Annotated in this window: 11 protein-coding genes; 10 read left to right on the top strand and 1 reads right to left on the bottom strand. The window is 56.4% G+C overall.

Annotation, left to right across the window (positions count from 1 at the left end; translation table 11 throughout):
- Nucleotides 1–625: 625 nt before the first annotated feature.
- On the bottom strand, nucleotides 626–838 hold the full coding sequence (locus AC3FNH_RS02220; RefSeq protein WP_488718935.1) for a hypothetical protein: 213 nt from the start codon (nucleotides 836–838) through the stop codon (nucleotides 626–628).
- A 107-nt stretch (nucleotides 839–945) separates the two neighbouring features.
- Between AC3FNH_RS02220 and AC3FNH_RS02215 the strand changes: the two genes are divergently transcribed.
- From AC3FNH_RS02215 to AC3FNH_RS02170, 10 genes are all read left to right on the top strand, one after another.
- Complete coding sequence (locus tag AC3FNH_RS02215; protein WP_488718934.1) at nucleotides 946–2085, top strand: polysaccharide biosynthesis/export family protein; 1140 nt, start codon at nucleotides 946–948, stop codon at nucleotides 2083–2085.
- The gene (locus AC3FNH_RS02210; protein WP_488718933.1) at nucleotides 2082–2519 is read left to right on the top strand and encodes a low molecular weight protein-tyrosine-phosphatase; all 438 of its coding nucleotides are present in this window, start codon (nucleotides 2082–2084) and stop codon (nucleotides 2517–2519) included. Before AC3FNH_RS02215 ends, AC3FNH_RS02210 begins: the two co-directional genes overlap by 4 nt.
- Before the next feature lie 20 nt (nucleotides 2520–2539).
- On the top strand, nucleotides 2540–4807 hold the full coding sequence (locus AC3FNH_RS02205) for a polysaccharide biosynthesis tyrosine autokinase (protein ID WP_488718932.1): 2268 nt from the start codon (nucleotides 2540–2542) through the stop codon (nucleotides 4805–4807).
- 179 nt (nucleotides 4808–4986) lie between these two features.
- On the top strand, nucleotides 4987–6114 hold the full coding sequence (gene wecB / locus AC3FNH_RS02200; protein ID WP_488718931.1) for a non-hydrolyzing UDP-N-acetylglucosamine 2-epimerase: 1128 nt from the start codon (nucleotides 4987–4989) through the stop codon (nucleotides 6112–6114).
- A gap of 15 nt (nucleotides 6115–6129) precedes the next feature.
- Nucleotides 6130–7398, top strand: a complete 1269-nt coding sequence (gene wecC / locus AC3FNH_RS02195) for a UDP-N-acetyl-D-mannosamine dehydrogenase (protein WP_488718930.1) — start codon at nucleotides 6130–6132, stop codon at nucleotides 7396–7398.
- A 38-nt stretch (nucleotides 7399–7436) separates the two neighbouring features.
- Nucleotides 7437–8642 carry an O-antigen ligase family protein gene (locus AC3FNH_RS02190; protein ID WP_488718929.1) on the top strand — a complete coding sequence of 402 codons (1206 nt, stop codon included), beginning with the start codon at nucleotides 7437–7439 and terminating at the stop codon, nucleotides 8640–8642.
- 15 nt (nucleotides 8643–8657) lie between these two features.
- Nucleotides 8658–9953 carry a polysaccharide biosynthesis protein gene (locus AC3FNH_RS02185; protein WP_488718928.1) on the top strand — a complete coding sequence of 432 codons (1296 nt, stop codon included), beginning with the start codon at nucleotides 8658–8660 and terminating at the stop codon, nucleotides 9951–9953.
- Nucleotides 9946–10407: a serine O-acetyltransferase gene (locus AC3FNH_RS02180; RefSeq protein ID WP_488718927.1), complete on the top strand. Its 462-nt coding sequence runs from the start codon at nucleotides 9946–9948 to the stop codon at nucleotides 10405–10407. Before AC3FNH_RS02185 ends, AC3FNH_RS02180 begins: the two co-directional genes overlap by 8 nt.
- Before the next feature lie 71 nt (nucleotides 10408–10478).
- The gene (locus AC3FNH_RS02175) at nucleotides 10479–11573 is read left to right on the top strand and encodes an NAD/NADP octopine/nopaline dehydrogenase family protein (protein ID WP_488718926.1); all 1095 of its coding nucleotides are present in this window, start codon (nucleotides 10479–10481) and stop codon (nucleotides 11571–11573) included.
- A gap of 1 nt (nucleotide 11574) precedes the next feature.
- Nucleotides 11575–12879, top strand: coding sequence for a phenylacetate--CoA ligase family protein (locus AC3FNH_RS02170; protein WP_488718925.1), 1305 nt, complete (start codon nucleotides 11575–11577; stop codon nucleotides 12877–12879).
- Nucleotides 12880–12961 lie beyond the last annotated feature (82 nt).

Below are 12961 nucleotides of genomic sequence, written 5' to 3'. Positions count from 1 at the left end.
TCAGAGTACGGACGAAGAAAGAGGGTGTAGGCGCGCAGGGTGAGCGCCTACACCCTTTAAGCGGTAACGGGGAGCTACCACGCTAAATTGTGTGGCATCGCAGCATGAGGGGTACCCCTCATCCGTTGGGATAGCAGGAATTTCGGTGCCAGCGCTTTCGCGGTCGAGGAACACGCCCAGCGTTACGCCTGGGGCACGATCAGGAGGTCCTGGCCCACATCGCCACGCTCATCAGAAGGCCACAATGGGAGCAAGTAACCTTCAACCCCGGCTGTTTGTCTTCAGAAATTTCCCCCCTTAAGCGTGGGCCCACCAACGCGGGGTAAGACTAGATTGGATCCTCATCAATAATTGCCCCCGGCAATCTGACCCTTTGCCATTCCCGGTTAGGGTGTAGACACTCCCTTCGTCTACACCCTACTTTTTTTTGCGCTCGCGCGCCTGGAGGCAGAGAGAAGAAGCTAGCGGATATAGATCTGCTTCAGAAACCCGGGAAGCGAGGATAGGCTAGCTCAAACTTCAGCACGGAAAATCGAGCAGAAACAAACGGACTCGCGCACAACGAGACGGGCAATGACATGACAGGCTTTCCCACGCTCAAAGGAGCCAGTGATCTCGTTTCGGCTCACTGCACGATATCCCTACTTTTTTCGGGTCCACTCTTAAGAGGGGATAGAAAACTCGCTAAAAACGCCTTCTTCGCCTTGAAGACGTAGCCATTGGAGCCATACACTTCGCCGGTCATTCGCGAAATGCCGCAGTGCAAAAAGAGCGCGCAATCGCGCCCGGCAACAAGAAGCCATACCGCCAGGTTCAAATCCGTGGGCAGCGCAAACAAGCGGAAAGGCACCAGCGTGTGCCATATCGAACAAGCGGAATCACCGCTACACAGCACGCCGTGGAGGCGGCGGGCATGCGGTTTCTTACACAAGGGAATATCAAGACGTGCTAAAGCTTTCAAGCAGGCAGATATTTGGCAAGGCGCTAATGTATCTGGGTATCGTTCCGTTGCTGGCTTCCTGCGCACTTGCGCCAGGGATGCGGTTCGACCCGCAGCGTCCGCTCGATCCGGAGGATCCGCAATCGGTGCCGAAGATCACGCAGATCACCCCCAAGCTGGTGCGTACGCTAAAGGCACAGACGCAGCCAGCGAACGCTGGGGTAGAGGAGCTGTTCGCTGATCCAAAGGCCTATACGATTGGCGTGGGTGACATTCTCTCGATCGTTGTGTGGGATCACCCCGAACTGGTGTTCCCTACGCAGACCTACTCGATTGGCACGGCGTACGAGATCCCGAACTACAGCGGTGCGGCTAACGTGCCCGGCTACGTCGTCAGCCCAGCTGGCACCATCCAGTTTCCGTATGCCGGTGTGGTCAGGGTTCTTGACCGCACGCCGGACGACGTCCGCGGACAACTGAGTACCCAGCTCAAGCCTGTGGTCAACATGCCGCAGCTCACCGTGCGCGTGCTCGCCTTCCGTAGTAAGCGCGTCTACGTGGATGGCGAAGTCAAGACGCCTGGCCCCCAGAACATCGACGACGTACCCATGACCCTGGTGGAAGCGCTCAACCGCGCCGGCGGAGTCAACGTCCTGACAGGCGACAACAGTCGCATCCGTGTCTCCCGCGAGGGCAAGAGCTACTACGTCAATCTGCCTGCGCTGCTGCAGCAAGGCATCGACCCCGCTCGCATCCTGCTGCGCCATGGTGACATCGTGCGCGTGGAACAACGCGAGGACAGCAAGGTATTCGTGACCGGCGAAGTGTTGCGTCCTCTCGCCGTCATGCCGCGCAACGGGCGCCTGACCCTTAGTGAGGCGCTCGGCGAAGCTGGCGGTGTCAACCCGAACTCGGCCAACGCCAAGGAGCTCTATGTCATCCGCAAGAGCGGCGATGGTGACGCCGAGGTGTTCCATCTGGACGGTAAATCGCCTGTCTCCATGGCGCTGGCCGAAGCCTTCGAGCTCAAGCCGAGGGATGTCGTCTATGTCGATGCAGCTGGCGTGGTCCGCTGGGGTCGCGTGATCAACCAGTTGATTCCGAGCGGCAACTTCGTCACGAACACGGCGAACGCGGTCAAATGATTAAGTCCGTACTTGTGGTGTGCATCGGCAATATTTGTCGGAGTCCGATGGCAGAAGGGCTCCTTAAGCAGGCGCTGCCGGAGATCAATGTCGTATCCGCTGGGCTCGGCGCGCTCGTCGGACAACCAGCGGATCCGCACGCGGTGGAACTGATGAGTCATCACGGCGTAGATATCTCCGGCCATCGGGCGCAGCGGGTCAGTGGGGCGATGACCATGCGCCCAGATCTGATCCTTGTAATGGACAACGAGCAAAGGCAGGAAATCCAACGGCTATACCCGTCCACCACAGGCCGGATCTTTCGCCTAGGCGAATTGGGCAAATTCGACGTGCCCGATCCCTATCGCGAGGCGCGCCGCGCTTTCGAGATCGCGCTGCAGTTGATCCATCGCGGCGTGGAATCTTGGGTCCCGCGCATCCATGCGCTTCGATAAGAGAATTGGTAGTTAGAGCGATGAACCAGAATTCCTTTCCAGTTGCGATGGCTTCGCCGCCAGACGATGAGATCGACCTTGTGCGGTACCTTGACGTGCTGCTAGCCAGCCGTTGGGTGATCGCATGTGTTGCCGGGCTGGTGCTGGCACTCGGGATCGCATATGCGTTCCTGGCCCGCCCGGTGTACCAGGCCGACATTCTGGTGCAGGTTGAGGATAGCCCTAATAGCGCGAAAAGCCTTTTGGGAGATGTGTCGAGCCTCTTCGATGTCAAGGCCGAGGCGGCCGCAGAGATCGAAATTCTTCGTTCGCGCATGGTGGTTGGAAAGGCGGTAGAGAACCTACGCCTCTATATCAGCGCGAAGCCACGCTATTTCCCCATCCTGGGTGCCTGGATCGCGGCGCGATCCAAGGGTCTGTCAGAGCCTGGTCTAATGGGCTTGGGTGGTTTTGTATGGGCTAAAGAATCGATTCGTGTAGACCAGTTTGATGTACCGGACGCCCTTGAGGGCGAGCCGTTCAAGCTGGTCGCACTTGGTGGTGGACGCTATCGCCTGGAGCAAAGCAGCCTTGACATGCCGCTGGAGGGTCGCGTCGGCGAACTCCTGCACGCCCGACAAGACGAGGGTGGTGATCTGTATCTGCTTGTGACGGATCTGAAGGGCAAGCCGGGTGCGGCATTCGAACTTGTGCGCTCATCACGCCTGCGGACGATTGAGAAGCTCCAGGATCAACTGAAGATTGCCGAGAAAGGCAAGCAGAGCGGAGTCATTGGGGCATCGCTCGAAGGCGTCGATCCCGTTCTTACCGCCAATATCCTGAATGAGATCGGCGATGAGTATGTTGCGCAGAACATCAAGCGGAAGGCTGCCGAGGCAGAGAAATCACTTGTCTTTCTCAACGATCTTTTGCCTCAACTCAAGGGTGAACTGGAGCGCGCCGAACTTAAGTACAACGCCATGCGCAACAACCGTGGTACTTTCAATTTGAGCGAAGAAGGTCAGGCCTTCCTGAAGGAAAGTGTGGCGGCGCAAGCCGGGCTGCTGGAGTTGAAGCAAAAGCGGTCCGAGCTGATGGCCCGCTTCACCGCCGCCCATCCTGGCATCCAGGCGTTAGACACGCAGATTGCAACAATGGACACGCAGGTGCGCAATCTAGCTGATCGCATGAAGACGCTGCCAAATGTGGAGCAGGACGCGCTGCGGCTCATGCGCGATGTGCAGGTCAACAATGACCTATACGTCGGCTTGCTTGACAATATGCAACAGCTCAAGCTTGTGAAGGCAGGCAAGGTTGGAAACGTTCGTCTACTGGACAGCGCGCCAATTCCGGAGGAGTCAATCAAGCCAAAGAAGGCCTTGACCATTGGGCTGACTGCCGTCCTTGGATTGTTGCTTGGCGTAGTGGCAGCTTTTGTGCGCAACGCGCTCTACGGCGGCATTACGGATTCACAGGATATTGAGCAACACACTGGACTCAGTGTGTACGCGACGGTGCCGTTGTCTGATGCTCAGGATGGACTAACCCAGGAAATCCACCAGCGCGGGCGCGGAACCTATCTGCTGGCGGACCGCTACCCGAACGAACCCTCCGTCGAAAGCCTGCGAAGCCTACGCACCGCATTGCAGTTTGCGATGCTCGATGCAGGTAACAACCGAGTGCTGCTGACTGGGCCAACACCAGGAGTCGGGAAATCATTCATTTCGGCAAACTTGGCGGTGGTCATGGCCAGCGCCGGCAAGCGCGTACTACTTGTGGATGCAGATATGCGCAAGGGGCACCTTAACCAGTACTTTGGCAGAGACCGTCCCCCTGGGCTGTCCGACGTTCTGGTGGGAAAGCTCCCGTTCGGCGAAGCGGTGCACCGTGCGGTATTTGACAGTCTAGATTTTCTCAGTACGGGCGCGATGCCGCCGAACCCGGCAGAACTGCTTCTCAATGAGCGCATGGTACGCCTGCTTGAAGAGGTGAGTGAACTCTACGATCTGGTACTCATTGACACGCCCCCGGTACTGGCAGTGGCCGACACGGCAATCCTTGCGGCACGCTGCGGCACGGTGTTTCTTGTCACTCGATTCGAGAAGACAACGATTGGAGAAATAGCGGAATCGGCCAAGCAATTGCGGCAAAGTAGCGCAAAGGTTGATGGAGTTGTTTTTAATGGCCTGGACCGCAATGCTTACCGCTATGGGTACGGCTCGAAATACGGACGCTATCGGTATTCATACTATGGATATGCGAGCGACCTCACGGAACAAGTAGACACCGTGAAACAGCAAGACAGATGAAGGTTAGCAACTGCCTTGAGCGAAGATACGTGCTGACTGCTGCAGGCTTATTGTAAAGGCACGGGAACCCATAAAGATCATGCGGGCTTCTATGAAGCACCTGGCGCCTAATGTCTCCTGCCCGCATCGCGTCGGGAAGCGGTCTTGGTATCAGCATTTACTGCTCTGGAATTGTCGACATGAAGAATGTATTGATCGTATTTGGGACGCGCCCGGAGGCCATCAAGATGGCCCCTTTGGTCAAGTTTCTTGAGCAAGATGCTTCCGTGCAAAGTCGTGTATGTGTTACTGCGCAGCATCGTGAAATGCTGGATCAGGTTCTACGCCTGTTCGAGATCCGGCCTGACTATGACCTCGATGTCATGAAGCCGGGCCAAGATCTGTACGAACTTACCGGAAACATTCTTAACGGTATGAAAGCGGTGCTCGACTCTGCCCAGCCAGATCTGGTGCTAGTGCATGGTGACACCACTACAACTCTGGCCACAACTCTAGCCGCCTATTACAAGAAGATCCCGGTCGGACATGTCGAGGCAGGCCTGCGTACTGGAGACCTTTATTCGCCGTGGCCGGAAGAGGCTAATCGCAAAGTAACGGGCTCGTTGGCAGCGCTGCATTTCGCCCCTACTGAACGTTCGCGGCAAAACTTGTTGCGCGAAGGGGTACGCGATGATTCTGTCGTGGTGACGGGCAACACGGTAATTGATGCGCTGCTCGCGGTGCGAAAGCGCCTGACCCATGACCCCGTGTTGCGCAGACAGGCGCTCAGGCAGATTCCATATGACATTGGCCTGCGTCCTATCGTGCTGGTCACCGGGCATAGGCGCGAGAGCTTTGGTGAAGGATTCGAGCGTATCTGTACTGCGCTGTCAGAGATCGCGCGCGCGCATACCGATGTTGACATCGTTTATCCGGTTCACCTGAATCCGAATGTGCGCGAACCGGTCCGCAGACACCTAAGTGGCATAGACAATATTCACCTGATCGAGCCTCTCGACTATCTGCCATTCGTGCTGCTGATGGATCGCGCCCGGCTGATCCTGACAGATTCTGGGGGCATCCAGGAAGAAGCGCCATCCCTAGGTAAGCCCGTTCTGGTCATGCGCGATACCACGGAGCGCCCGGAGGCGGTTGATGCGGGGACGGTCAAGCTGGTCGGCACATCGGTTGACAAATTGATTAGCAATGTATCGATTCTCCTGCGCGACGACGACGCCTATCAGGCCATGAGTCGGGCCAGCAACCCTTACGGCGATGGATCCGCATGCGCGCGGATCAGCGCAGCTATTCAATCCTATTTCGCTTGAACTGGAAGCAAATCCATGGATTTCCAAACTATTTCCGTAATCGGTCTAGGCTATATCGGCCTGCCTACAGCCACCGTCTTCGCGTCGCGCCAACGTACCGTGATCGGCGTTGACGTCAACCAACATGCGGTGGACACCATCAACCAGGGGAAGATCCACATCGTCGAACCAGACCTCGACATGCTGGTTCATGCGGCCGTGTCCCAGGGCTATCTGCGTGCCACAACAAAGCCTGAGCCCGCGGACGCTTTCCTGATTGCCGTACCGACACCTTTCATGGAAGGACACAAGCCGGATCTTTCTTACATCGAGGCCGCCGCCGCTGCCATTGCACCTGTATTGAAGAAAGGCGACCTGGTTATTCTGGAGTCGACGTCACCGGTAGGCACGACGGATGCATTGGCTGCCTGGTTGGCTGAGCATCGCTCGGATCTTACGTTCCCGCATCAACGCGGGGAGGCGTCGGATATCCGTATCGCCCATTGTCCGGAGCGCGTGTTGCCAGGGCACGTATTGCGAGAGCTTGTTGAGAACGATCGCATCATAGGCGGCATGACAGCGGCCTGCAGCCGTCTTGCCTGTAGATTGTATGAACTGTTTGTGCGCGGAAATTGCATTGTGACCAATGCCCGCACGGCGGAAATGTGCAAGCTGACGGAAAACGCGTTCCGCGATGTGAACATTGCATTCGCCAATGAGTTGTCCGCTATCTGCGATGTACTGGACGTCAGTGTGTGGGAACTGATTTCTCACGCAAACCGCCACCCCCGCGTCAACATCTTGCAACCGGGACCTGGGGTCGGAGGGCATTGCATCGCTGTCGATCCTTGGTTCCTCGTCGATTCCGCTCCCGAAGCGGCCAGACTGATCCGCACCGCACGCGAGGTCAATGACTACAAACCACACCGGGTATTGGACAAAGTCAAGATCGCTGCAGGGCGCTTCAAACAGCCGAAGATTGCCTGCTTCGGCCTCGCATTCAAGGCGAACATCGATGATCTTCGGGAAAGTCCGGCGCTGGAAATTACACGCAGCCTGATAGAGGCAGCAGTTGGGGAAGTCTGTGTAGTCGAGCCGAATATTCGGAGTCTGCCGAAGGCATTGGAAGGAGCCATCCTCTGTGATGTCGAGCGGGCACTCAAGTGGGCGGACATCGTCGTGCTGCTGGTGGACCACAAGCAGTTCGCGGACATTCCAAACGAACGACTGCAGGCGCACGTGGTCATCGATACCCGCGGCATCTGGTCGAATCGAAGAGTCGGCGTTGATGCAGCGGTCGCCTGAGAGGCCGAGACACGAATAGCCAAGGGACGGCTTAGCTAATGGGCTTTCTTATCTGTAGTTCGCTCCTGCTCACGATCAAGCTGGTCCTTGCGCCACATATCTCGACGACCGATAGCGCAAAATGGCTGAGTTACAGCGCAGATATTGGAATCATCCTCCTTTCAGCATTGGCACTGTTGAGGAATGGCGGCAGTAAGAAGCGAAGCTTTCAGGTGCTTTTGCTCATACTGTCGCTCAATGGACTGATCGCGGTGAGCGCGATCGTAAATAATGCCAACCTGTTTGAGTCCATGGCGAATTCTGCGCGCACGTTGGGACCATTGCTCTACTTCTTTGCTCTCCTTTCACTGCGCGATATTGGAGGCCGAAGGATAGGGGTGGTCGGTTGCTATGTTGTGACTGTTTCATGCGCGCTCGCTCTGATCGGTTTTGCCACACTGCCTAACGCGGTGAACCGAGATGAGACATGGTGGCCCGCCTATTTTGATGGATTGCATTCTTCCTCATATGTTTTGTTCGCTTGCGCCCTGATCGGTTACGTCCTTCTCAAACATAGGGTGTACCGGCAAGGATGGATAAAGCTCTTAGTGATTGCTTCCATTCTGTTCTGCTCTTGGGCTTTCCTGTTCGCCTGGGGCGTCCGCACTGTGATTTTTGCGTCAGTGATCGGCTACTTCCTGTACCGGTTTCGCGCGCGTTACCTGGTGATGTTGTTGATCCTCGCAATCATTGTGGCCGGGCAGTTGTATGGAACCGTAGGATTTGACTACGGATTCGCGGATCTCGATCTGTTCTCGTCGGGCCGGCTTTCCATGTATGAAGAGAAGGTAAACCAGCTTTCCCGGAATGACGTCGCCGGATGGATGATCGGGAACGGCTACGGTTCCGACCTGATCCAGACCAACGTCTGGTGGTGGGCAGAGAAGGGCGCTCATAACGACTTCCTCACCTTCCTGGTTGAAAACGGCGTGCTTTACGTTGGCATCTTCTGTCTGCTCCTTTGGGTGCTGCTGCGGGCCTGCAAGGGCTATCCGTTTGCAATATGCATGGTGTACTCGATGACCTTTACCTCGCTCGTGAGCAATGGATACTTCGTTAGGCCTCTGCCTGCCTACATCATGTTTCTGGCGTTGTATATGAGCATGGCTCTCTCGAGAAGGCCGGTGATCATTCGTTCGCGGCGGAGCGAGCAGGCCAGCGGAGCGTTCGGAGCGTTACACGCCAGCGCTGTGGCTAAGGTCTGAGAGCGGAGCGACGGTATGAGCAATGACGCAGCCGGGAAATTCCAGGAAGGAAGCTCCCGCGTAGTCTCTCAAAATTCGCGCGGATACCGACATGCCTTGTTCGCCGGTGTGGTGTACAGCCGTGCTGTGTTGCTACTGGCAACAGCAGCGCCCGGGGGGATTCGCCTTTTGCAGCTGGCCGCATTTACTGCGCTCTACGGCCTCACTGCTAGTGGTGTCGTAGCCAGCGCGCTAAATGTTGCGCAGCTACTTGGAACAGTCAGCTCAGTTGGATTCTGCTCATTATTGCTCACGAGGCTTCCATCAAGTGATCCGGGGCCATCCAGGTGCGCTATCACCGGTCGCCTACTCGTTGCAATGTTGGTCACAACGCTAGCGGTGCTGGCCGTTGGCTTCATCGGTGCGGTCCTGATCGGGGAGGTCAGGTGGTTTGGAGCCCTTTCGCTACTGGTGATCGGCTGGGCAGTGCAGCAGTTTGCGCGTCATGTGCTGATCGCAATGCGGCGATATCTGCTTGCGCTGTTTCATGACGTCATCTTTATGGGCGCGTCATTTGCCCTCCTATGGATCGGCAGGAAATGCGCCTTTGATCTCCTTGTCTTCTCGGCAGCGTTTGCGAGTTGCTGCGCGCTCTCAATCCTTGTTCCGTTCTTCGCCTATCGAAACGTGAAGGGCTTGTTTACCACCATCGCATCGACACTTTCGGATTTTCGGCCTGGCATCGGTTTGGGAGCCAACAATCTCCTGAGTGCGGCACCTTCGCTACTGCTTGTACCAGCTGTTTCTCTGTTTGCAGGACATGCCGCTGCGGGATTGATTGCGTTCGCCTCAAATATACTCAATGTACTAAGTTTGATGCCTCGCGCCATGTCTATCAATGCATTGGTGAAGATGGTCGATCGTGCCAGCATTGCGACTGCATCGGCAGGGCTGAAGCAGTCGATCCATCGTTATCTCGCGGTTACCATTCCGCTCTTTCTTGTGGCTGTAGCCTACGGTGTGCATGCCTACGCTACATGGCCAGCGCTGTTTGAACTAGCGGGCAGTTTGCTTTTAATGCTGGCGTTCGCGTTGCAGCAACTGGCTTTGCCTGCCAGCAGTGTGCTGATGAAACGAGAGAGAACTGCAGGGCCTGTGCTGGCGGGTATGGCTTCTTCGACGGTCTTTGTCATGATTTGCGCCATTGGCTACGTGCTTACACCGACGGCGGACTTTCGTCTCGCGCCATTCCTTGGTGTTGCGGTAGCAGGCTGCGTGAGATTTGCACTCCTGACGTATCAGGCGCGATGCATGGAGCCGCCTGATGCTTAATGCCTTGGATATGCAACGCGCAGCGCATCGGATGCAACGAGCCGGTGTTCCGATCATCCCAACAGTGATCCAAATCCTGATCCGGCTCATATTCAATTCCGTAATCCATCCGGATACCTGCATCGGGAGGGGGTCGAAACTTGCATACGGCGGCATAGCAGTGGTGATTCACAGGCGAGCCCGTGTCGGCTCCAATGTCTTGATTGGGCAGTGTGTCACGATCGGAGGCCGGTCTGGACATCTTGAAGTCCCCGTAGTTGAGGACGGTGTGTACATCGGCTCGGGTGCTCAGATACTCGGTCCCATTGTAATAGGGAGAAATGCCGTCATCGGGGCGAATGCTGTGGTGCTTGCAAATGTTCCTGCCAATGCCGTGGTAGCCGGTGTCCCAGCGAGGGTTATTCGAATCAAAAACACCAGTGCGTCACCGGCTGAGGGCGGATTGGGAGACTGAGCCGGCGCGCGTTCTCGATTAACGAGTAGTTACACCTGATTCCGAAGTCAATTGAACTATAAGGGCACAAAATGAAAGTAGCGATTGTTGGAGCCGGCAATGCGGGATTTGCGCACGCAGCTAAGCTTTCGAGCGCTGGTCACCAGGTGTCTCTGTTGAAGACGTCATTCTCCATGCACGACGACAGCTTCGATGTGGCAGCCGCACAGGGCGGGATTCATGTGCTGGACAGCAGTCTTGGTGGGGAACGCTACTTTGCACCAGTGCGGGTGATGTCGCGTGAACCGTCCAAGGTCGTCGAGTCGGATACCGACGTGGTGCTTGTTACGGTTCAAAGCCGATTTCATGCTGACGTGGCTGACTTGATCGCTCCATATCTGCGGGGCGGGCAACTGGTAATCGTCGCGCCTGGCTATATGGGGAGTGCTATCTTCAAAGCGCGCTGCAAAGCAGACGGCGTCATCTTCGCCGAAGGAGAGTCGCTCCCGTTCGATGCGCGGCAGATGGAACCAGGCAGCGTCAATGTGCTGTGGAAGAATGCGCGCAATGCGTTGGGGTTCTTCCCGGCTTCCGCGGCAGACAAAGGCTTGGCGATTGCCAAGGCTCTGCTAGAGACCTACTCGCACCAGCGAACAAACATTGTGGAATCGGCGCTGCACAATCCAAACCTGATCCTGCATACGCTCGGGACGCTAATGTCGGCCAGCCGGATCGAATATTCGGAGGGCGATTTCTGGATGTATCGCGAAGCGTTTACGCCGTCTGTACTAAGGCTTGCGGAAAGTCTCGATGACGAAAAGAACGCCGTCATTGCCGCGTATGGTGGGCGGCCGTCACATTGCCTAGACGAGTTCAAGTTTAGGAATGAATCCGATCTGACCATCGACAGGCAGGCGGTGCTGGAGAAGTACGCCCGCGAGGGTGGCCCAAAGGGCCCTGGTAATCTACAGACACGGTACCTGACAGAGGATGTGCCAATTGGCTTGGGGGTGTTGATTTCCCTCGCCGAAGCGGCCGACATCGCGACGCCAATCTCCCGGGCCGTGTTCCACCTGGCATCAGCAATGCTGGGTGGCCGATTTGAGGAAAACGCCAGAACGCTGGACAAGGTCGGCCTTGGCGGGAAGACCCTTTCAGAGATTCGTTCCAAATTGATGGGTGAGTAAGGTGCTGTCGCTCGAATCCATCTACTATCAGTGCCGAAGATTTGTGCCCGGCCGAATGCTATATGACCCGGACTACTTCACCGTATTGCGCTGCCTGTCGTCCGGTAATGAAGGTGCCTCAGACGGCACGGTCACAGCATTGTTGGTGACCCGGCTTGCCCAAGCATTACGGGATGTTCCCTTCTATCGGGAGAGTATTTCCATCCGCTGGCATGAGGTGGACGCTGGAAATGTGCGATCGGTCCTTTCCAACTTTCCATATGTGACGAAGGAACTCGTCATGCAGAATCGCGAGGCGTTCCTTTCGGAACGTTATCGTGATCGGCGCAAGCACTATACGACCAGCGGCGGTTCGAGCGGCCAGGGTATCGGGGTCTGGCGAACCAAGCGGCAGGCGGATATAGAAAAGGGCTTCTTTGCTGCCGAGTGGGGCAAGTTAGGCTTCTCATTTGAGCGCTCAAAGACCCTTCGAGTCGGCGCCGATGCGCGCCGCCGCGAAGAACAGTCTCCCCTGTGGCGTTCTGGCAACCGTTTGATGCTATCCCCGTACCACCTTCACGACCGCTGGGCAAAGGTTATCACTGCTGGTGTCAGGAGCTTCTCGCCTGATTACATTCATGGTTATCCGTCGGCTGTCGCGACCGTCGCCAAACTGCTCGACGAACATGCCGGGCCCGGGCTGGCCGTGAAGGGAGTGTTGCTGGCGTCGGAGCCTGCAATGGAGGAGCAACTCCGGTTAATTGGCCGGGTGTTCCGTGCACCCATTAGTGTCAACTACGGGCTTACTGAGCGCACAAATTTGGCTTTTGCCAATTATGCCGAAGGAAAGCCGCTCTCCTATCGCTTCAATGATCTTTATGGAATCACAGAATTCGCCGGAGGTGAGCTAAATCGGGAGATTGTGGGGACGTCGCTGTGGAATGACGTATTTCCACTGATTCGGTATAAAACGGGCGATCATATCGGTACGGCGTTCCCGGACGGTGGCCTCGAGATCGTTGGCCGCAATCAGGAATTCCTCGTCAGCCGTTTCGGATCACTGATCCCTGGTCTCTCGATCGTGATCGACGAACGTACATGGGATTTCGTGAAATACTACCAGGTACACCAGTCGCTGCCGGGCGAAATCGTGATAAAGGTGGTTCCGCGCAATGGGTCGCTGTCAGCAGAACAACGCGACTTCATCCGCGCCAGGCAGGTCGAGCGCTGGGGTGATTTTTTTGGAATTAGCATCAGCGAAGTGCCAGAGATTCCACTCACAAAGGGGGGGAAGCGCCGTCTCGTGATTTCGGACATCACAGTATAGCCGTTGAGCCAAATCGGCGGCAGCGCTGATCTACGGCTTTTATCAGGGATTTCCAGTTTTGACTATTAACACTTCCAGGATT

This window comes from Cupriavidus sp. 22TCCZM01-5 (assembly GCF_057798915.1).
The sequence above is the reverse complement of the archived record's forward strand: the minus strand, read 5'-3'. Positions and strand labels throughout refer to the sequence as shown.